Source organism: Kordia jejudonensis (assembly GCF_001005315.1).
Taxonomy (GTDB): domain Bacteria; phylum Bacteroidota; class Bacteroidia; order Flavobacteriales; family Flavobacteriaceae; genus Kordia; species Kordia jejudonensis.
Window position 1 is genome coordinate 1 of record NZ_LBMG01000064.1, and the last position, 22026, is coordinate 22026.

Sequence of the window (22026 nt, forward strand, 5' to 3'; positions counted from 1 at the left end):
ATTTATACTTTTACAAACATAGGAGCGACCTCAATTATTTACTTTGCTGATACGCCACTACACCAATAAACGCCAATATCGAAGGTAATACCCAAGCAAAATCTAATTGTCCTAATGGAATAACCTGACGCAATGTTGTTAAGAATGGATTTTCAGGAAAGAAATGTGCAAACATATCTAAAACACCAAAAATAAACGTAACAAAAACCACAGTTCTAAATGCCAATGGCGTTGCTAGTTTTTGAGGAGCTACATTTAAAAAGATTAAGACAATTGCTATTGGATAAATGAATTTCAACACTGGAACAGCAACAATAATGATATAATGAAAATCGAGTTGCCCAACCAATATTCCTATCAAACAGGCTACAATTGCTGTAATCGCATAGGCTTCTTTTGAATTATTGAGTAATCCTTTGAAATAATCGGCAGTTCCTGTTGTGATTCCGACAGCCGTTGTAAAACACGCCAACGCAACCAATACACTTAAAAAGGCAGTTCCGATATTTCCTAAAGTTGCCAAACTAATTCCACGTAGCAAAGCTGCACGTTTCATATCGCCACTCATAGTCGCTTCAATAGCAACTTCACTACTGAAATATGAACCCAATAGAATTAAACCTGCATATATAGCAAACAGTCCAAAACCTGCAATCCAACCCGATTTGGCAATGAGTTTTTTCTTTTCTTCAAATGAATCATGTCCTTTTAAATTCAACGAAATAATAATTACACCACCGATTACAATCGCACCTATCGCATCAAATGTTTGATAACCTTCTTTTAAACCGATCACTAACGGAGACATGTTCAAGTCAACCGCAGTAACAGCTTCGTGTGGCATGCTTAATCCGATACCAATAATTGCCAACAGAATTAATACAATTAACGGTGTTAGAAACTTTCCAATAAAGTTGAGAATTTTTGATCTATTCAACACAAAAACCAATACCAACGCAAAGTAAATGGTACTTGTTAATAAAGCACTGGTACCAAAGTTGGGAAATATAGAAATTTCATGGGTTGCCGCGGCTGTTCTTGGAGACGGAATTGTCACAGAAATGATATAAATAATAACACAAAATACACTGCTAAAAAGCGGCGATACTTTTTTGCCAAAATCGTACATAGAACCTTGCAAACGCGCATGTGCTAAGATGCCAATTATTGGAATTACTACAGCCGTAATCATGAAACCAATTGCAACCCAAAGCCATTGATCTGTAGTTTGAAATCCTAATAAAGGTGGTAATAATAAATTTCCCGCTCCGAAAAACATAGAAAACAACGCAAAAGCAGTGACAAAAAGTTCTTTATTTTTTGACATGTCTATTTTTTTTGAATAAAAAGAATATGAAACCAACCAACACATACAAAATCGCAAGTGCAAGTTTCATGAATTTAAGCATTGCAGCTACAAAAGCTAAATTTGCCCAATGCGATTGCACGCCATTGTAAAACATTTGTAACAGTGCAAAGTTTTCAACTATGTCTAAAATACCCGCAAAAATAACCATCCGAATCAACACAATTCCAAGTTTATATCGCTGACTTTCATCATCTGTCCAAACAAATCGCAATACTCTTTTTAGCAACAAACACAACAAACTTACGTAGGTTATGATAAAAATATAATCGAACCATAAACTCCATTCGGCAGATTTCATTGCGCCATCAATAGCGTTCCATGAACTTAATATTTTATCGGCATTATCAACACTTTGCGCAAGTTCATACGAAATAATTCCCAACGGCGCTTCGGCAGTTTTAAGCAACGTGTCAAACTGTACCATACACGTTCCTGCCAATAAAAAAGTGGTTATTGCTAAGATGAGTAACTTCTTTTCGGAAGCATTGGATAGTTTTTTAAAAGTTGATGAAAACATTTTTGATTTCGGGTTTTATAGCTTACGAAAGATACATATTTTTGCGAGATGCAACAGTTTGTGAGCTATAAAAATATAGAAATTGCGTATACCGTTTCTGGCGAAGGAAATGCGTTGGTTCTTTTACATGGTTTTTTGGAAACAAGTACCATGTGGAATGCATATGTAGAAGCATTTTCTAAAACACACAAAGTCATTACTATAGATTTATTAGGACACGGAAAAACGGGTTGCATCGGTTATATTCATACGATGGAAGAAATGGCAAGTGCTGTATTTGCTGTTTTAAAAGAACTACGCTTACGCAAAATTCATCTCGCGGGACATTCTATGGGCGGTTATGTGGCGTTGGCTTTCGCCGAAATGTACCCTGACTATGTAAAAGCATTGTGTTTAATAAATTCTACAGCAAGAGCTGATAGTGCCGAGCGAAAAGTAAATCGCGATCGTGCAATTAATGCCGTAAAGTACAATCATACACAATTTATCCGAATTGCCATTACGAACTTATTTCGTCCCAAAAACCGTAAAATCTTCGCAAAAACGATCAATCGTGTTAAAAAAGAAGCATTAACCATTTCATTGCAAGGAATTGTTGCCGCGTTGGAAGGCATGAAAATTAGAGAAGATCGCGAAGTATTATTGCACTTTTCTCCGTATAAAAAAATGATGATTATCGGAAAACATGATCCCATTTTAGATGTTGATGAATTGCTAGATCAAACTAAAAATTCGGATGTAATGGTAGATATTTTACCTGACGGACACATGAGTCATATTGAAAATAAAGAAGAATTGATGTATGCACTTGAATTGTTTCTAAAAAACTAATTAACGTGAATTTGATGTGAAAATTTAGTTCGATACTTTTCTTTTCCGAAGTATAGCAGGGATTTTCCGTTAAAAATTTTTGAAGCCTTGGAAAAAATTTAGGGAAATTTATGCGGTTTTAGTTTTTTTCAGAAAGAAAAACTAAAAATACCTCTGGAAAAGTTCCCTTTCTTTTGTTTCTTTTCTTTGGGAAAGCAAAGAAAATGAAAATAAAATACTGAAAATTTGATGTTTAGTAAGGAGTTTCTAAGCTCAATTACAAGTATGAACTCAATCACTTATATCGAACTGACGTTAATTAAAACACATCTTAGTTAATTAGTAAGAAAATACATTTTATATTTTAAAGAATTTTTTATTTTAACTATAAGAATATATTTTTTCAATTACCATTCATCTTTCGATAAAGTGTACTTCGTCTAAAAAATCACTCTTTTCATCGGATAAATAACAACAATTACATATATTAGTTGTGCCCAAATAAAACTACTTAACCTACTTACAGCCATGAATCAAAACATGAGTATTAAAACTACTTTTTCGCTTGGAAAAATATACTGTAACATTTTCGGTCATCGTTACAGAGTTACAAAGAAAGTAACAGCACACGTTAATGAATACCAATGCATGCTTTGCAACTGTGAAGCTACAAATGATGACAAAGGGAGACTTACTTCTTTAACACCTCAACTGAAAGATATTAATAGAACGTTGACTTCTTTTCACAAGAAGAAAAACCATGCGTTTTAAACGTTACAAGCGTGTAACTAAACAGCAAATAATTTCTTGATACTGCAAAATATATGTAATTTACGTCTATATATTGAGCATTTTACATGAGTTTAAAACCCAAAGAATTAGCTGAACAAGACACAGCCGTTATAAAATACTTTTTTTTGGTATTTGTGCCTATTTTTTTAGTTATAATAGGGCTAGTGTATGTACGAAATAATTCTGTCCAATACTTAGAAGATGAATATTATAAAGTTCACTATGCTTCTTATTCGGGCATAATTACGAATCTTTACAATGATCAAAGTAAAAACAAGGTTCGTGTTGTGTCGATAAACAACAACTTAGCATTGCACATTCCCTTTTATATTCATGAACAACTTTCTGTCGGCGATTCTATTGTTAAAAAGAAAAATTCAGATATTGAATATTACATCTTACAAAATGGCAATAGAATTAATAACGACATCAACGATTTTAACCGAAAACGCTATTTCGAAAAATTAAACCCAGAATAATTCTACATTCAGCATTCAGTATTACTCTTGATCTTCCATAGCATTCCAGCCTTGCGCTTTTAAAGGAATTTTAGTGTTTGCTCTTGTAACTAAGTGAATACCTTCATTTGCTGGCGTCATATGTCCAATTATGGAAAGATTCGGATTTGCTTTAATTTTTGGAAAATCTTCCTGACGCACCGTAAACAACAATTCGTAATCTTCGCCGCCACTTAAAGCCACCATAGTACTATCGAGTTGAAATTCTTCACAGGTAGAAATTACTTGTGGATCTAACGGAATTTTATCTTCATACAAATTGCAACCAACATTTGATTGTTTGCACAAATGCATAATTTCTGAAGATAAACCATCGCTAATGTCAATCATAGCCGTTGGTTTCACGTCTAAATCATGTAATAATTTTGAAATATCTTTTCGAGCTTCAGGCTTTAACTGTCGCTCTATAATATAAGAATACATGTCCAAATCTGGCTGATTGTTCGGATTTACCTCAAAAACAGATTTTTCACGTTGCAATACTTTCAATCCTAAAAACGCACCACCAATATCGCCTGTTACCACTAGTAAATCATTATCTTTTGCGCCACTTCTGTATGTAATTTTCTCTTCTTCAACTTCTCCAATAGCTGTCACACTAAGTAACAATCCTGTGGTAGACGAAGTTGTATCGCCACCAACAACATCAACATTGTACATTTTTGCTGCCAATTGAATTCCTGCGTATAATTCTTCCAAAGCTTCCAAAGGAAAACGGTTAGACACTGCAATAGAAATTGTAACTTGTGTTGCCGTAGCATTCATCGCATAAATGTCTGATACATTCACCACAACTGCTTTGTAACCCAAGTGTTTTAACGGCATATAACTCAAATCAAAATGTACTCCTTCCACCAATAAATCTGTAGAAACTACAACTTTTTTCGATTTAAAATCTAATACGGCAGCATCATCGCCAATTCCTTTAATTGTAGAACTTTGCGTTACTTTAAAGTTTGCTGTCAAATGGTCAATCAAACCAAACTCTCCCAAACTTGCTAATGATGTTCGCTGTTCATCCTTGTCTTTTAACATGCTACTGTAGTATTAATTAAGTTAAAAATTGTATTTTGTGAGCTGTTTTTATAGCCTCGATCCTTTAAAAACGCAAAATTAGCCAAAAAAATGACACGTATTGCACGAAACCTACTCTTTGTTCTTGCACTTATCACTATTTCCCCTTCAATTGCACAGATTGTTCCATGTACAGGAGGTTTTGCAGGTTCATTTCCCTGTGACGGATATGACTTGCTATCCAATTTGCCAAAATCGACATTTAGCAATCAAGACGGAAGCGATATTTGGGGATGGACAGACACCACAACGAATAAAGAATACGCACTAATTACCTTTGAAGATAAAACTTGTTTTGTGGATGTTTCAGATCCAGTAAATCCCGTATACTTAGGAAATTTACCAACAAATACGGGTGCAAATTTTTGGAGAGATGTGAAAGTATATAACAATCATGCTTACATTGTTGCCGACATTGTTGGAAATCATGGAATGCAAGTATTCGATTTGACACGTTTGCGAAATGTAGCAAATCCGCCTGAAACATTTACACCAGATAATATCTTAACCGATGTTGGAAGTTGTCACAACATTGCCATCAATGAAGCTACAGGTTTTGCCTATTTATTAGGATGCAATACGTTTAGTGGTGGACCGCATTTTGTAAATTTAGCAAATCCTGCAAATCCAGTAAGTGTCGGTGGATATTCTGGAGATGGATACACGCATGATGCACAAATTGTAATTTACAATGGTCCTGACACCGAACATGTTGGGAAAGAAATTATGATTGCAAGTAATGAAAATGAAGTTGTCATTTTAGATGTGTCTGATAAAACTTCGGTGGTTCGTTTGGCAAGAATTGATTACCTAGACGTTGGCTACACGCATCAAGGTTGGCTTTCTGACGATCATCGTTATTTTTATTTGGGAGACGAAAGAGATGAAATTAATTTTGGATATAATTCAAGAGGTTTAGTGTTTGATTTTGCCGATTTGGACAATCCAAGTTTTTTAACATCATTTACAGGAAATTCTGGTGCTATAGATCATAATTATTACACCAACGGCAACAAACTATACCAAGCAAATTACACTGCTGGATTGCGCGTTTTAGACATCACAAATCCTTCAAATATTAACGAAATTGGGTTTTTTGATACGCATCCAGAATCTAACGATACCACATTTTTCGGAGCTTGGAGTATATATCCATACTTTGCTAGCGGAAATCTTATCATAAGTGATATTGACAGAGGTCTTTTTATTATCAGAGAAAGTAATACATTAAATACAACAAAAACACAAGCTTTTGATTTCATGTTGTTTCCTAATCCGGCAACACAGCATACGTATATCAGAGCTAGAAAAAATATGTCCATCAACAAAATTGAAATTTTTGATATGATCGGAAAAAAAGTCCTTGAACACGACAATATGAACGAATCTCAATTTCGATTGCCGCTTTCAAAACTACCAAATGGTATGTATGTTATAAAAATAAACAATACTGCTTCTCAAAAACTCATTGTAGAGTAAAGAGAGCGTCTAAGTAAAAAATTCAAAAACGTGAAAAAGTTAAAAGTAGTAGTAACCACAATGATACTCATCGGCTTGTTTGGAGCTTGTTCTCCTGAAGATCCAAATGTAAGTGTCACACCAGTGCCACCTCCAAGCAATGATACATTCATCGGAATTATACCTTGTGAAGATGGTTTTGCAGGCGTATATCCTTGTAACGGATACGATTTACTGAGCCATATCAATCTTTTTGCACTTGGTGTAACCTATGTAAATGATTCTTGGGGCTGGACAGATCCACAAACTGGAAAAGAATATGCGCTATTGGGTACAAATGCAAAATCTGTATTTATAGACATTACCGATCCTGTAAATCCTGTAATTATTGGCGAATTACCCACCGAAACCACCATAACCAATTGGAGAGATATAAAAGTATATCAAAATCATGCCTTTATTGTGAGCGAATCACCAGGTCATGGAATGCAAGTTTTCGATTTAACGCGTTTGCGCGATGTAACAAATCCACCACGAATATTTAATGCAGATGCCTTGTACACTGGTTTTGGAAGTGCACACAATATTGTTATTAATGAAGATACTGGTTTTGCGTATGCTGTTGGCGCCATGACACTTGATGATAGCCTATTTTCTTTTGATGGTGGACCGCATATTGTAAACATTCAAAATCCTACAAATCCTTTTGCCGCTGGCGGTTATCCTAATGATGCATATTCACATGATGCACAAGTTGTTACCTATAACGGTCCTGACACGGAACATGCTGGAAAAGAAATCTTAATCGGAAGCAACACAAACGAAGTAGTCATCATTGATATTTCAGACAAAACGAATCCAATTCAATTATCAACTATCGATTACACAAATATTGGTTATACACATCAAGGTTGGTTTACAGAAGATCAGCGCTATTTTATCCTAGGTGACGAACTGGATGAAATTGACTTCGGATTTAACAGTAGAACAATCGTATTTGATTTATCAGATTTAGACAATCCATCTGTTTCCATGACATATATAGGTCCAACTCCTGCCATTGATCACAATGGATACGTAAAAGGTAATACGTTCTTTTTAGCAAACTATACCGCAGGTGTTCGCATGCTCAATATAGAAAACATTGGAAGTAATCAAATGCAAGAAATTGGTTATTTTGACACTTTTGCAGCAGACAATAGCGCAACTTTTAATGGCGCTTGGAATGTATATCCATACTTTGAAAGTGGAAATATCGTTGTAAGTGATATCAACTCAGGATTATTTATCATTCGAAAAAGTACAGACTAATATGAAAAACTATTGTACACAATATAGGTATCTATTGCTATTTGCTTTCGCGATCATTGCACTATCAGCATGTTCATCAGATGATGGAAATAATACTTCCGAAGGAGAAACACCTATCATTCCTGTTGGTTTTGTCGGCGAAATTGATTGGCTAAAAACTATTGGCGGCACGGAAGAAGATACTGCACAAGATATCGTTTTGACTCCTGATGGCGGATATGCCATTGTTGGATTTACCAAAAGTATTGATGGCGATATTACAGATCATTCTTCTGAACAAAATGATTATTGGGTTACCCGATTGGATGCTGACGGAAACATACTGTGGTCAAAAACCTATGGCGGAAGTGCTGATGATCGTGGCGAAGCTATCGAAAGTACTTCAGATGGCGGATTTATCATTACAGGCTACAGCCGAAGCGCCGATGAAGACGTAAATACAAATAACGGGTTCTACGATCAATGGATTGTAAAACTTGACGCTGGCGGAAACATTCAATGGGAACAAAGTTTAGGATTCTCTGGAAGCGATCAAGCATTTGATATCATTCAAACCAGTGATGGCGGTTATTTTACTACAGGATTTTTAGACATTACCGCTTCTGGCGGACAAGGAAATGTTGGACGACCAAATACACCATCAGGAAGTTTTGACATGCCTGAACATGGTGTTGGCGAATTTTGGTGTCACAAACTAGATGCCAACGGAACCATTATTTGGAGTCGCTATTTTGGCGGAACGAACAATGACAGATCGTACGCAACCTTAGAAACTAATGACAATCATTTTATCTTGGCAGGTTCGTCTGAAAGTGATGATTTTGATGTGACTAGCAGTCAGGGAAGTTATGACTTTTGGGTTGTAAAAATTAGCAATACTGGCGATCTCATTTGGCAAAAATCATATGGCGGTTCAGGAATTGAAATTGGCTACGATATCGAAAAAACTAACGACGGCAACTATATTGTTGTCGGCGATACACGAAGTGCCGACGGAAATATTGCAAACCTGAAAGGTTCCTCCGATTTTTGGGTCATCAAAATTAGTGATACTGATGGTTCTTTGCTTTGGGAACGCACTTATGGCGGAACAGATTTCGAATCGGCTCGTGCCGTAACAGTGCTTCAAGATGGCGGATTTGCCATTGCTGGAAGTGCTAAAAGTAACAATACAGATGTAAACGCTAATTATGGTCAAAATGATATTTGGGTCATCAAAATTAGTGACAACGGAAATCTAACTTGGGAGAAAAACTTCGGCGGATCGCAACTCGATTTAGCATATGGAATCATCGAAACTACCGATGAAAAATTAGTCGTTGTTGGAAATACACAGAGTTCTGACGGAGACATCAATACAAATAAAGGCATCAAAGATGCACTAATTATAAAAATAAAATAGTGATGAAAAAAACTGTTAACATATTTGCACTTATACTTTCAATACTGATAACATCGTGTAAAAGCGATACTACTGCTCCAGTTCCATTAGAGCAAACTTCTGCTATAGCACTTACGTTTGACAACCGAATTTCTGCAAATCAGGATTTAAGCTTAAACACATCTACTTTTGTAAATCAAAACAACGAAACTGTTCAAACAAACGAATTAAAATACATCATTTCCAACATTACACTTACACAAGATGATGGAACTATTTTTGAATACCCAAAAGAAGATTCATACTTTGTGATTAATGAAGAAGATCCAAGTAGTTTACAGTTGGTATTATCCGAAATTCCTATTGGAAACTACACACACATTTCTTTCGGAATTGGTGTCGATCAATCAAAATATCCGCTTGATGGTGGTGTGCTAAACTTTATTCCTTTAGCTGAAGAAGCGGGCATGTTGTGGAATTGGGCTGCAGGTTACAAATTCATCAAATTTGAAGGAATGTATACTCCACAAGGCGGCACTGCAAGTCCTTTTGTCATTCACGTTGGAAGTCATGGAACAAATTTGGACAATTATACATCTGTAACGCTTCCACTTGGAAATAGCATCACAGTTGCTACAGGAAGTACGGCAGATATTAACATTGATGTTTTTGTGGAAAATATCATCGATGCGACCAATCAGATAAAACTGGAAGACACAAGTGACATTCAGGTCGATCCTGTAAACGCACCGCGAATTGCCAAAAATATGGAAAGTGCATTTCAAGCGCAGTAAAGTATTCATTGAATGAGCAACTTTTCTCCGTAAAATTCAAGTATCTTAGACCAAATTCTTTTTAAAGAAAGAATGCTAACGCATCAAAAAAACTAAGATCATGGATTGGATTTACGACATTAAAGATCCGCTAACGGAAACACTATTAGGAAGTATCCTCATCTTCATAGTCGTTATCATATTTACGAGAATTATAGGCTTGCGATCTTTTGCAAAATTTACCGCTTATGATTTTGCCTTTACTGTAGCAATCGGAAGCATCATATCTTCTACGCTAACGTCTAGTACTTCTATTGCACATGGAAGCGTTGCTATTGGGAGTCTATTAGTTCTCACGTATATATTTTCAACCTTACAGAAAAAATTTCCAGCGCTAAGCAGTACTATTTCAAACAAACCTTTATTATTAATGAAAGGTTCAGAAATCTTGGAAGACAATTTGACTAGCGCACGTATAGAAAAGTCGCAACTCATGGCAAAACTCAGAGAAGCTAACGTATCAAAATTAAATCAGGTACAAGCCGTAATTTTAGAATCTACGGGGGATATTTCAGTGCTTCATACCATGGAAGAAGATGCAGAATTTAGCCAAATTGATACCGAAATTTTAAATAGTGTTCGAGAAAAACCATAATTCTTTTCCTTTCCTAAACATACTGATTAACATAAATACTACATTTTGTAGTATACCAACTCTGACATAATTCCTATTTTTAAGGAAACTAACGTTTCCTTCGGTGAAAAAACTCATTATTTACAGTATTTTATTATGCAATTGCTTTGTGGCAAACGCTCAATATTGGGCAAAGCAACACTTCAATGTGGAAGATGGCTTGCCTGACAACTACACATTTGCTGTAGAAAAATTTCAAGATGAAATCTACATTGCTACCGATGGCGGATTGGTCACTTTTGATGGCAACAATTTTAAAACACACTTCAAAAAAGAAATTCGATATCCAGTATCATTGCTCAACTACAAAGACAGTATACTTTATATCGGTTCATGGTTGGATGGTATTTTAGCAAAAAACAAACAACAAATTGATGTCATATATCCCGAACGCATCAACCGTATTTTAAAAACAAATCAAAAAGCGTTGATCTTTAATGTGTATCAGCGACTTGCCATGTTGGCTTTTAATGAAAAACAACAAATTGATACTATAATTACACTCGACACCATCAATAGATCAAGACGTGTCGCCATTGACAAGGCTTCTATTTACATAAGCGAACAAAAAAATATTACAGAGTATACGTGGAACGGAGAAAAAAAGCAAGAATTCCCGCACCAGCTGTCAAATGTTGAAGCCATGAACAGCATTGAAGGTTTCATCTTTTACGGCGATTTGGAAGGAAATTTAGTCTGGACACCAAAACTCAATCCGCTTCAAATTACAAATCATCATTTTGAAAAACCCAACAAAATCAAGCGTATTACAGCGTATAAAAAGCGACAAGTTTTAGTACAACTCAATCATAGAGCAGAACACAATAGTTTATGCTTATTAACTTTTGATGAAACCTTTTCTAAAATCATCAAAAAGGAAGTTGTTTTGACCATAAAAAATGGAATCAGCGATATTTTTGTCGATAAGGAAACCATTTATATCGCAAGTTATGGTGACGGATTTTACAAAGTATTTCCTTCCATCTTAAAATCGTATAACAAATCAGATTATCAAATTCCTACACCTAAATTTAGTTATGAAAACAACGCTGGACATATGGTTTTTGCTACCGAAAATATTTCCTATACGTTGCATGAAAAAGACACTTTTATTCAGCAAAAAAATCCTTTTCGATTGAATACTATTTTTGAATTCAACGACCAACGGTACTTTTCATCTCATGACAATTTATACAATGAAGATTTACAAAAAATCAGCGAAAGTAGAATTGATAATTTTGTCTATGCAGTAGAAAAAGACACCTTGTTCTATTCCAAATATTGGTTTAGTCGCTTCCACAACAATTCGCGCGAAGATATTTATTGTATTGAATTTAATGTAAAAGATAAAAAAATAAATACGGGTATCCATTTTAAAAATGGCGTGTACTTAGGAACACAAAATGGCGTTCGAAAATTTATACGAAACGACGTAAATTTTTGGGAACGTACTCGCGATTCTGTACTTGAAAAAAGTTTGAAACAACGCGTAATTCGAAATATAATACAATATAAAGATCAGTTGCTAATTGCGACACCATATGAAACTTACACGTACGATGGCAAAAACGTTTCTCCTGTAGTATTCACGGAAGAAGACATTTATATCAATGCAACTTTTGTAGACAATAAAGATCAAATTTACGTTGGCACCAATAAAGGTTTTTGGATGATTACAGATGATTTTCAGTATCATTTTAACACAAAAAACGGAACAAACTCAAACAATATTTATTCCTTCTATCAAGATACCAAAGGAATTATTTGGATCATTACTGGAAACGGAATTATGGAACTCAATCCTGCCATGGTTGATATTAGAATTCCGCCAAAAATTGAAATTCACACTAAGAAAATTACAAACGATCACGCTTCGATTTTCTTTAAAAGTAATGCGCGGAATTTTTCGCAAGCAGTTTTACTTGAATATAAAATAAATGATGCGCGTTGGAAGAAAATAGACCGTCAACAACTCGAAATGAGCAATCTAAAACCTGGACAATACACCGTTTCTTTTCGCGGAAAACGAATCAATAGCGAATGGTCAATTCCTGAAACGGTTCAATTTACAATTTCGCCAAAATGGTATCAAATTACGGTCATAAAAATCTTTATTTTAGGCTGTATTACAAGTGTACTTTTAGGGTTTTTATGGTTTCGCTTACGCTTGATTAAACGCAGAAACGAAACTTTATCCAACGAAATCAACAAGCGTATTTTCTTAGAACACAAAGTGGAAAATCTACGGGAAGAAATTGCCAGAGATTTTCACGATGAAATCGGAAACAAAATTGCGTCCGTAATTGGATTATCAAACAATTTGAAACACAGTGAAAAACTAAAGTCGCCCAAAATTGACAAAATAGCGACGCTTTCCAAAGAAATTTATCATACAGCAAAAGACTTTGTTTGGTCGTTAAATCCAAAAAATAACAACATTGAAAGTCTGTGTAAATATCTAAGAGATTACGGCGAAAACTTTTTCTATCTCTTTGACGAAATTGACTTTTTATACCTTGAAATTGACATCATTCCTATTGACATTTCGTATGTAAAAAGCAGAAATATCATTTTGGCGTACAAAGAAATTTTAGCGAATATCATAAAGCATTCACAAGCTAGTACGGTTACCTTGAAAGCCTATTTGGAAGATCATGTATTTACCATTCAAATTCAAGACAATGGTATTGGTTTTGACACAATTACCTCATCGCAAGGAAATGGATTAGAAAACATAAAAAAACGCATGGAAATGATCAAAGCGGACATGCATATCAAAAAAGAAGATGGTGTATTTTACATTTTTACACTTGATTTAAAAGAAGAATTAAACGATCAGAACAAATAACAGCATGGAAAAAAAATATATATCTATCATTGAAGATAATATCATCTTTAGAGAAAACTTAGCGGCGTATTTGCTACAACTCAATAACTATTTTATCCTTGGAACCTATGATTGTTTTGAAACGGCACTTACAGATTTCAAATCGGGAAATCATCCTGACATTGTATTAATGGACATTGGTTTGCCTGGCAAAAACGGCATAGAAGGCACAAAAATCATCAAGCAATTATTTCCAAAAACTGAGCTGATTATTGTAACTGTTTTTGAAGATAGCAACATGGTTTTTGAAGCGTTAAAAGCAGGCGCATGCGGATATTTAACCAAAAGTTTAGGACTGCCCGAACTCAAAAAAGCATTGGACGATTTAGAAAAAGGCGGCGCGCCCATGAGTAATAAAATTGCGAAAATGGTCGTAGAATCGTTTCAGTTAAATCATCAAGACAATACCTTATCTAAACGAGAAAAAGAAGTACTAACCTTACTTGCCAAAGGAAAAACATACAGTACCATTGCCGACGAACTATTCGTCTCCAAAACAACCGTTCGTACGCACATTCGAAACATCTATCAAAAACTACATGTAAACTCGAAAGCGGATGCGATTCGCTTGGCAAATGAAAAAAAGATGATATAAAAAAACTCGCAGTTACATAAATATTTACTGCGAGCTTCTTGTTTTAAAAAATAAAATCAATATCATAGAAGTGATACTAGTCTTAACATTGTGTACAATTTGAAGGTCCTAATGTCAATTGACAGTTTTTTACTCGTGTCATAAACCAACAATTAAAATCTCTAGTTTCAAACGGATTTGCTGCATCAGCACTTGCTGCGCCTCCAAAAATATTCTGATTTTCCAACTTAGAAACTACAGACTTACTTAGCTTCAATCCTGTTTTTACATTTCTTTTTTTCATAATTCTTCTATTTTTTGTGTAACGTACGTTTTCGTTACAATTAACAAGCAAAAGAATTACAAATTGCACAACGTGTTTGTGTTCTTTCTGTAGGACACACACTAAATCGTGATTCTCTACATGTAGGTCCACCAATAGTGCTTCCTACGACGCCACCTAAAATTTGTTTTGTAGTTAAATTTGAAACCAATTGTTTCTTCAAATTCAATCCTGTCTTAAAATTCTGTTTTTTCATAATGTATATATTTTGATTTAATCCAAAGCTACATCAAAGAAAAGCACGCCAAATCCTACAAAATGTATGATTTTCAACTAAAAAACATGTAAAAAGCGTTAACATCATTAAAAAGTTAAGTTTCTTGTATCATTCTCACACATTTGATATCTTAGCTAATGCTATGAAATTCAATATTTACACATACATTTTACTATTATGTGTGCTTTCTTCCTGCAAAAACGAACCTTATGAAGACGTTCCAACAGCAGAAAGTGGTACGTTTAGCAACGTGCGTCTCGATTTTACTGTTCCTTCCAATTTTCCACCATTAACGTATGATTTAGAGTCAAATCCGCCAACGGAAACAGGTTTTGAGCTCGGAAGACGCTTATTTTATGAAGGCCGATTGGCTTCTGATGGCGTAGTTGCTTGCGGATTTTGCCACATTCAAGAATTTGCCTTCACGCATCATACGCATATTATCAGTCATGGAGTTGACGGCGCTTTGGGAAGTAGAAATGCGCAACCGTTGCACAATTTGGCGTTTCAAAACGAATTTACATGGGACGGCGCAGCCATTCATTTAGACTTGCAACCCATCATTCCGATTACCAATGAAGTAGAAATGAATGAAACCTTTGCCAATGTCATTGCAAAACTAGAAGCGCATCCTGATTATCCACGATTGTTTCGTGAAGCGTTTGAAAATGGCGAAATCAACTCAGAAAACATTCTCAAAGCCTTATCGCAATTCATGGTCATGATGGTAACTTCCAACAGTAAATACGATAAATTTCGTCGCAACGAAGGAAACGTAACCTTAACGGAAAACGAACTGCAAGGTATGGCACTATTCAACCAAAAATGTGCTTCCTGTCATGCGGGCGATTTATTTACAGATCAGTCGTATCGCAACAATGGTTTGGCAATTGATCCTGAATATAACGATATCGGACGTGCGCGTGTTACGGGACTTCCAGAAGACAATTACAAATTCAAAGTGCCCAATCTTCGAAATATTGAAGTTACCTTTCCGTACATGCACGATGGGCGTTTTGCAAATTTAGATCAGGTATTAGAACATTACAGAAATGGTGTTACGGATTTTGACAACTTAGACAATTCGCTTCGTCAATCGGATGGAACACTTGGAATTCCCATGACCGACGAAGAAAAAGCACGCATCATTGATTTCCTTAACACCTTTACGGATGCTGATTTCATTTTCGACCAGCGATTCTCTGAATTTTAATTTGGGCGCATCGCCAAGAAAAATGGCGTCAGGCTATTCGTTGCAATTCCTCGCTACGCTGCGGGATTTTCACTGCTATCCTTTGCGCGCATGCTAACAACAAAAAAATAGTAGCAAACTAAATGGAATGTTTTTTGTACATTTGAATTAACAATACGTTTATTTATGAAAAACGAACAAACATCTTTACTGCTAGCTTTGGCTGCAAAGCTAAAAAGAGAACAAGCATCTAAGAAATCAGCTATTGAATCTCTTAGCGCTGCTGGTATTGTTACAAAAACAGGTAAATTGACAAAATCTTTTTCAAATCTTGAAAGAGTACTTACGCCTGCTGAATAAGGAATATGTATAGTTCAAGATCGAATATATTGATTGGATTTCACGGTTGTGACGAATCAGTAAGAGATCAACTTCTCACAAAACCCAACAAAATAAAAATTAGTGAAAAACCATTTGATTGGTTAGGACATGGATTTTACATTTGGGAAAACAATTATGATAGAGCTTTGGCTTGGGCAAAAGACAAAGAAAAACGAGGAAAAATTAAAAAAGCTTCCGTAATTGGCGTTGTCTTTACATTAGATTATTGCTTGGATTTAATAGATAGTGAGTTCATTAGAATGCTTTCTGTTTACTATGAATTAATGAAAAAAGACTTCCTTTCAATTGGTAAAGAATTACCAAAAAATAAAGATGTAAAAGAAGATGAACATAAAGACTTACTCATTAGAGAGCTAGACTGTGCAGTGATTCAATATCTTCACCAAATGATAAAAGAGGAAATTGAAAGTGATAAGAACACTTCTCTCAAACCTTTTGATTCTGCGAGAGGCGTATTTACCGAAGGCGGTCCTGCTTTTCCAGGTGCGGGCGTTCAGAAAAAAAGCCATATTCAAATCTGTATTCGAAATATGAATTGCATCAAAGGTTTCTTCTTGCCTAGAAAATAATACATTAGTTTTTTTTGAGTTGTATCTTCCGCTTTCACAAAAAAAATAGTAGTAAACAACAACCGTCATTCACTACTATTTCATCTTTTATCTATTTTTATTGTCTATTGTCTCTCTGACCCAAGATCCAAGACTCAAGATCCAAGACCCAAGACCCAAGACCCAAGACCCAAATTACACAACATTACTTTTTAATAAACTTCATCGTATTGCCTTTTTTAAACTGTAAAAAATACAATCCGCTAGTCAAATTAGTAACAGCTATTTCTTCGTTATTAGTCACTGTTCCACTTTTTACAACAGCTCCAATTGTATTGTAAATTGTATAGCTTTCAGCAGTTTTCAATCCATTCACTTTTATAAAATTCGTTGTAGGATTTGGATACAAGTGTACTTCTTCAGTAGTCGTTTCAAACGTTTCTGTAGACAATACTGAATCTGCCACAGTATGCACCCAATTTGAACAACTTCCCAATCTAAAAACATTCCATAAATCTCCAGGACGTCCATTTCCAGTATGATCTACCAACTGATATAAGATCCAGTTATCAGTATCAGGAATTCCTTCATTGCACTTAAAATATTGAATTAAACCTGTGGAAGCAGTATCCACTTCCATGTTCATGCCGATATTAATTTCTGATGCTGTTCTTATGGTATTCCATACTCTTACTTCATCAAATGCACCTCCAAAAAATGTGTTTTCGTGTTCAGAACTTGACAAACGCGCATCTACAGTATTTCCGAATACAGGTGTAATTCCAGTAGCAGTAGCTTCCCAATATCCGTCAACATATAACATTAATCGGCCTATAGTAATATCAAAAGTAACGGCAACATGATGCCAATTTCCATCATTGATGGCTCTGGTTCCTGTAACTGTTGTCCAATTATTTGTATTGTTTGCAATTCCAGCAGTCACAAATCCTGTAGTAGCATCTCTCTCAATATAATATCCTTCTTTTGCTGTTCCACTGTCGTAATGCTTAGAATACATGTGTTTTCCACCATTTCCGTTGTCTTTCACCCAAAATTCAATGGTAAAACTATCGTTGTTAGCATTGGTACCAAAAATTCCAGTTTCGGTCGATCTGTAAACGGGTGCAAAATCATTTACACCATCAAAGCAAATGGCATATCCCAAAACTTGTGCGTCCAAACTTAAAATGCAAGTTAAAAAGGCTAGTAAGAAAATGTAGTTTTTTTTCATTTGTCAAAAATTTTAATTAATAATAGGGGTTAATAATTTTAGCTATATAAAGCATGACAAACTTAAAATATGAGACTAAATTTTTGCCTGTAAAATGTACTGATTTTAGAAAAACAGGTAAAATTACATACAGACTTTTCCTAATAAATTGAAGGAATAAAAATTTTAAACTTTTATATGTATTAAACCGATTACACAGAATGATTTCATAAAACTACTTCAGCAATTTTTACACAAAATGTGACGCATTAAAAAAGTGGTATACTATCATTTATATTTCAAAAAACACTTTTCAAAAAAACGCTATCAAAAAATTCTATGATATGATTTGTTATATAAATGTTAGGTTTTTATAAATAAAGCGGCAAATAGCGTATCTTTGTAGGTACAAATTAAACGTAGTATAAAAAAAATGATAACAGTTACAGAAATAGCCCGTAAAAAAGTGGTCGAGCTTATGACAGATGACGGCTTCGACGCTACTGCAGATTACGTTCGCGTAGGTGTAAAAAGTGGCGGATGTTCCGGATTATCTTACGATCTTACGTTTGACCATAGTAAGAAAGAAGAAGATAAGGTTTTTGAAGACAATGGTGTCAAAATTATTGTAGACAAAAAGAGCTTTTTATATCTCGTTGGAACCACGTTGGAATATTCAGGTGGACTCAACGGAAAAGGATTTGTTTTTAACAATCCAAATGCACAACGTACATGTGGTTGTGGAGAATCGTTTTCGTTATAAAAAAGTTCAATGTTCAATGTTTTTCATTCAAGGTAAGTTTATATGGCAACTATAAGACAATTTGAAGACTTAGAGATTTGGAAATTAGCCAGAACACTTTGTAAAAATATATACGACATTGGAACAACAACAGATTTAAAAGTTGATTACAAGCTTTACAATCAAATTAATGCTTCTTCAGGTTCCATTATGGACAATATTGCGGAAGGATTTGAAAGAAATGGAAATAGAGAATTTATACAATTCTTATCAATAGCAAAGGCCTCGTGTGGCGAAACAAGGTCGCAATTATACAGAATTGTAGATAGAAAATATATTACAAGTGATGTATTTGAAAATTTAAAAACAGCTACACTTGTATTGAGTAAAAAAATTAGCGCATTTATAATTTATTTGTCAAAAAGTGAAATGAAAGGTAGTAAGTATAAGAACAAGTAACCTTGAATATTGAACTTTAAACTTTGAACAAACAACAGAATGAGTAAATATACCGAAGAAGAATTACAAAAAGAGCTCGAAACGAAAGAGTATGAGTACGGGTTTTATACCGATATCGAAAGTGATACGTTTCCCAACGGACTCAATGAAGAAATTGTAATTGCGATTTCAAAAAAGAAGAATGAGCCACAATGGATGACCGATTGGCGTATTGAAGCGTTTCGAATTTGGTCAGAAATGGAAGAACCAGAATGGGCAAATGTACATTACGAGAAGCCAGATTTTCAAGCCATATCATACTATTCGGCTCCTAAAAAAGCAGATCCAAATAAAACGCTAGACGATGTAGATCCTGAGTTGTTGGAAATGTATAAAAAATTAGGAATTTCTATCGATGAACAGAAAAAACTACAAGGTGTCGCTATTGATATCGTTGTCGATTCGGTTTCGGTAGCTACTACTTTTCAAAAAACACTCGCTGAAAAAGGCATCATCTTCTGCCCTATTTCAGAAGCCATTCAAGAACATCCTGAATTGGTTCGAAAATATATGGGAACTATTGTTCCACAAAAAGATAACTTTTATGCTGCATTGAATTCCGCTGTTTTTACGGACGGTTCGTTCTGTTACATTCCAAAAGGCGTTCGTTGTCCTATGGAATTATCAACGTATTTCCGAATCAATCAAGCAGGAACTGGACAATTTGAACGTACATTGGTAATTGCCGATGAAGGTAGTTACGTAAGTTACTTAGAAGGTTGTACAGCACCAAGTCGTAATGAAAACCAATTGCATGCCGCAGTTGTAGAACTCATTGCACTTGACGATGCAGAAATAAAATACTCCACAGTTCAAAACTGGTATCCAGGAAGTGCCGAAGGAAAAGGTGGTGTATACAATTTTGTAACCAAAAGAGGTTTGTGTGAGAAAAACGCAAAAATTTCTTGGACACAAGTAGAAACTGGTTCAGCCGTTACATGGAAATATCCTAGTTGTATCTTAAAAGGAAACAATTCGGTTGGAGAATTCTACTCTATTGCCGTTACCAATAATTACCAGCAAGCAGATACAGGAACAAAGATGATTCATCTTGGAAAAAATACCAAGAGTACCATTATCTCAAAGGGAATTTCTGCTGGAAAATCACAAAATAGTTACAGAGGTTTGGTTCAAATTGCGTCAAAAGCAGAAAATGCGCGTAACTTTTCACAATGTGATTCGCTGTTAATGGGGAATAAATGTGGCGCACATACGTTTCCATATATAGAAGCAAAAAACAAAACTGCACAAATAGAACATGAAGCTACGACAAGTAAAATTGGAGAAGATCAAATATTTTATTGCAACCAACGTGGAATTGATACCGAAAAAGCAATCGCTTTGATTGTAAATGGTTTCAGTAAAGATGTATTGAACAAATTGCCAATGGAATTTGCCGTAGAAGCTCAAAAATTACTAGAAATCTCGTTAGAAGGTTCAGTAGGATAATCAATAAAAACTAATCACCGCAAACATGAAAAAAATCTATTTCATATTCGCATTATGTATAGCAACCATTGTAGGTTGTAAAAACGACGCTTCCTCAAAAGCGAATGAACAGGGAACATCAGAAACTACTCCAGACGGCTACACAGAAACCGTAACTGTAGGCAATACGTACGAAACATTTTCAGGAATGTTTTTATACTTAGAAGACGAAAAAGCCGCTGTTTTTCAAGCTGCTGGAAGCGATATGTATGGAGTCGTTGTAGACGATCAAATGTTGGCACTTGACGAACAGTGCAAGCAATACAAAGAAAAAGAACACGATATGGTTCCTGTTGTGATCCGAGGAATAAAAAAGCCAAATCCGATAAAAGATGCTTGGAAAGAAGTAATTGAAATCAAAGAAATTGTTTCAGTACAAAAACCAAGTGACAATAAAGATGGTACGATTATCATCAAAAGCAATCAATAATTCGATTTAAAAAATATAACACGCAGTAAAATGTTACACGTAAAAAATTTACACGCAAGTGTCGAAGATAAAGCAATTCTAAATGGAATTAATTTAGAAGTAAATGCTGGAGAAGTTCATGCAATCATGGGACCAAATGGTTCAGGAAAAAGTACACTATCGGCTGTTATTGCTGGAAAAGAAGAATATGAAGTTACAGATGGAGAAATCTTTTTAAATGGAGAAAACATTGAAGAACTTTCCGCAGAAGAGCGTGCACATGAAGGTGTATTTTTATCGTTTCAATATCCTGTAGAAATTCCTGGAGTTTCTGTAACAAACTTTGTAAAAACAGCAATTAACGAAACACGCAAAGCAAAAGGTGAAGATGAAATGCCTGCAAGCGACATGTTGAAGAAAATTCGTGAAAAAGCTGAATTGTTAGAAATTGATCGTAAATTTTTATCTCGCTCGTTAAACGAAGGATTTTCTGGTGGAGAAAAAAAACGTAACGAAATTTTTCAAATGGCAATGTTAGAGCCAAAATTGGCCATCTTAGACGAAACAGATTCTGGTTTGGATATTGATGCCTTACGAATTGTTGCCAACGGTGTTAATAAATTGCGTAGCAAAGACAATGCGGTCATCGTAATTACACATTACCAACGTTTGTTAGACTATATCGTTCCAGATTTCGTACACGTATTACACAATGGAAAAATTGTAAAATCAGGAACTAAAGAACTTGCTTTAGAATTAGAAGAAAAAGGATACGACTGGATTAAGCAAGAAGCAACCGTTTAAGGCACGATTATAAAA

At 35.0% G+C, this 22026-nt stretch carries 24 protein-coding genes; 18 read left to right on the top strand and 6 right to left on the bottom strand.

Features of this window, described 5'->3' with window-relative positions; all coding sequences use genetic code 11:
- Positions 1-34: 34 nt before the first annotated feature.
- Positions 35-1327, bottom strand: a complete 1293-nt coding sequence (brnQ, locus tag AA089_RS20900; RefSeq protein ID WP_046758961.1) for a branched-chain amino acid transport system II carrier protein — start codon at positions 1325-1327, stop codon at positions 35-37.
- Positions 1314-1886: a hypothetical protein gene (locus tag AA089_RS23930; RefSeq protein WP_053002618.1), complete on the bottom strand. Its 573-nt coding sequence runs from the start codon at positions 1884-1886 to the stop codon at positions 1314-1316. The genes brnQ and AA089_RS23930 overlap by 14 nt, the downstream gene beginning before the upstream one ends.
- 48 nt (positions 1887-1934) lie before the next feature.
- On the opposite strand from AA089_RS23930, the gene AA089_RS20910 reads away from it, so the two are divergent.
- The 3 genes from AA089_RS20910 (at position 1935) to AA089_RS20920 (ending at position 3967) form a co-directional block, all read left to right on the top strand.
- On the top strand, positions 1935-2717 hold the full coding sequence (locus AA089_RS20910) for an alpha/beta fold hydrolase (protein WP_046758962.1): 783 nt from the start codon (positions 1935-1937) through the stop codon (positions 2715-2717).
- Positions 2718-3236: 519 nt separating this feature from the next.
- A complete protein-coding gene (locus AA089_RS20915; RefSeq protein ID WP_082113411.1) occupies positions 3237-3467 on the top strand; it encodes a hypothetical protein in 231 nt (76 codons plus the stop codon).
- Between the two features lie 86 nt (positions 3468-3553).
- Complete coding sequence (locus AA089_RS20920; RefSeq protein WP_046758964.1) at positions 3554-3967, top strand: hypothetical protein; 414 nt, start codon at positions 3554-3556, stop codon at positions 3965-3967.
- A 21-nt stretch (positions 3968-3988) separates the two neighbouring features.
- On the opposite strand, the gene thiL is transcribed toward AA089_RS20920, so the two are convergent.
- Positions 3989-5041 (bottom strand): thiamine-phosphate kinase, encoded by a 1053-nt coding sequence (gene thiL / locus AA089_RS20925; RefSeq protein WP_046758965.1) that lies wholly within the window; start codon positions 5039-5041, stop codon positions 3989-3991.
- Positions 5042-5131: 90 nt separating this feature from the next.
- On the opposite strand from thiL, the gene AA089_RS20930 reads away from it, so the two are divergent.
- The 7 genes from AA089_RS20930 to AA089_RS20960 all read left to right on the top strand — a co-directional run bounded on the left by AA089_RS20930 (position 5132) and on the right by AA089_RS20960 (position 14179).
- Positions 5132-6559: a choice-of-anchor B family protein gene (locus AA089_RS20930; RefSeq protein WP_046758966.1), complete on the top strand. Its 1428-nt coding sequence runs from the start codon at positions 5132-5134 to the stop codon at positions 6557-6559.
- A 60-nt stretch (positions 6560-6619) separates the two neighbouring features.
- A complete protein-coding gene (locus AA089_RS20935) occupies positions 6620-7849 on the top strand; it encodes a choice-of-anchor B family protein (protein ID WP_046758989.1) in 1230 nt (409 codons plus the stop codon).
- Position 7850: 1 nt separating this feature from the next.
- Positions 7851-9251, top strand: coding sequence for a hypothetical protein (locus tag AA089_RS20940; protein ID WP_046758967.1), 1401 nt, complete (start codon positions 7851-7853; stop codon positions 9249-9251).
- A 2-nt stretch (positions 9252-9253) separates the two neighbouring features.
- Complete coding sequence (locus tag AA089_RS20945; protein WP_046758968.1) at positions 9254-10024, top strand: MbnP family protein; 771 nt, start codon at positions 9254-9256, stop codon at positions 10022-10024.
- A 100-nt stretch (positions 10025-10124) separates the two neighbouring features.
- Positions 10125-10658, top strand: a complete 534-nt coding sequence (locus AA089_RS20950; RefSeq protein WP_046758969.1) for a DUF421 domain-containing protein — start codon at positions 10125-10127, stop codon at positions 10656-10658.
- 103 nt (positions 10659-10761) lie between these two features.
- Positions 10762-13545: a sensor histidine kinase gene (locus AA089_RS20955; protein WP_046758970.1), complete on the top strand. Its 2784-nt coding sequence runs from the start codon at positions 10762-10764 to the stop codon at positions 13543-13545.
- Between the two features lie 4 nt (positions 13546-13549).
- Entirely contained in the window at positions 13550-14179 is a 630-nt protein-coding gene (locus AA089_RS20960; RefSeq protein ID WP_046758971.1) for a response regulator transcription factor, read from the top strand.
- Positions 14180-14261: 82 nt separating this feature from the next.
- Here AA089_RS20960 and AA089_RS20965 read toward each other — a convergent pair whose 3' ends face one another.
- Positions 14262-14462, bottom strand: a complete 201-nt coding sequence (locus tag AA089_RS20965) for a hypothetical protein (protein ID WP_046758972.1) — start codon at positions 14460-14462, stop codon at positions 14262-14264.
- A gap of 40 nt (positions 14463-14502) precedes the next feature.
- Complete coding sequence (locus AA089_RS20970; protein WP_046758973.1) at positions 14503-14697, bottom strand: hypothetical protein; 195 nt, start codon at positions 14695-14697, stop codon at positions 14503-14505.
- Between the two features lie 163 nt (positions 14698-14860).
- Between AA089_RS20970 and AA089_RS20975 the strand changes: the two genes are divergently transcribed.
- The 3 genes from AA089_RS20975 (at position 14861) to AA089_RS20980 (ending at position 16881) form a co-directional block, all read left to right on the top strand.
- Positions 14861-15931 carry a cytochrome-c peroxidase gene (locus tag AA089_RS20975; RefSeq protein WP_046758990.1) on the top strand — a complete coding sequence of 357 codons (1071 nt, stop codon included), beginning with the start codon at positions 14861-14863 and terminating at the stop codon, positions 15929-15931.
- A 165-nt stretch (positions 15932-16096) separates the two neighbouring features.
- Positions 16097-16270 (top strand): hypothetical protein, encoded by a 174-nt coding sequence (locus AA089_RS25045; protein ID WP_156169184.1) that lies wholly within the window; start codon positions 16097-16099, stop codon positions 16268-16270.
- Between the two features lie 5 nt (positions 16271-16275).
- Positions 16276-16881 (top strand): hypothetical protein, encoded by a 606-nt coding sequence (locus tag AA089_RS20980; RefSeq protein WP_046758974.1) that lies wholly within the window; start codon positions 16276-16278, stop codon positions 16879-16881.
- A 184-nt stretch (positions 16882-17065) separates the two neighbouring features.
- Here AA089_RS20980 and AA089_RS23935 read toward each other — a convergent pair whose 3' ends face one another.
- On the bottom strand, positions 17066-18091 hold the full coding sequence (locus AA089_RS23935) for a LamG-like jellyroll fold domain-containing protein (RefSeq protein ID WP_053002619.1): 1026 nt from the start codon (positions 18089-18091) through the stop codon (positions 17066-17068).
- Between the two features lie 412 nt (positions 18092-18503).
- Here AA089_RS23935 and AA089_RS20990 point away from each other — a divergent pair, with 412 nt between their 5' ends.
- From AA089_RS20990 to sufC, 5 genes are read left to right on the top strand one after another with little or no spacing between them, the layout of a single operon-like run.
- Positions 18504-18833 (top strand): HesB/IscA family protein, encoded by a 330-nt coding sequence (locus AA089_RS20990; protein ID WP_046758975.1) that lies wholly within the window; start codon positions 18504-18506, stop codon positions 18831-18833.
- A 42-nt stretch (positions 18834-18875) separates the two neighbouring features.
- Complete coding sequence (locus AA089_RS20995) at positions 18876-19271, top strand: four helix bundle protein (protein WP_046758976.1); 396 nt, start codon at positions 18876-18878, stop codon at positions 19269-19271.
- 39 nt (positions 19272-19310) lie between these two features.
- Complete coding sequence (gene sufB / locus AA089_RS21000) at positions 19311-20759, top strand: Fe-S cluster assembly protein SufB (RefSeq protein WP_046758977.1); 1449 nt, start codon at positions 19311-19313, stop codon at positions 20757-20759.
- A gap of 25 nt (positions 20760-20784) precedes the next feature.
- Positions 20785-21228, top strand: a complete 444-nt coding sequence (locus AA089_RS21005; protein WP_046758978.1) for a hypothetical protein — start codon at positions 20785-20787, stop codon at positions 21226-21228.
- Between the two features lie 30 nt (positions 21229-21258).
- Positions 21259-22011 (top strand): Fe-S cluster assembly ATPase SufC, encoded by a 753-nt coding sequence (sufC, locus tag AA089_RS21010; protein WP_046758979.1) that lies wholly within the window; start codon positions 21259-21261, stop codon positions 22009-22011.
- Positions 22012-22026 lie beyond the last annotated feature (15 nt).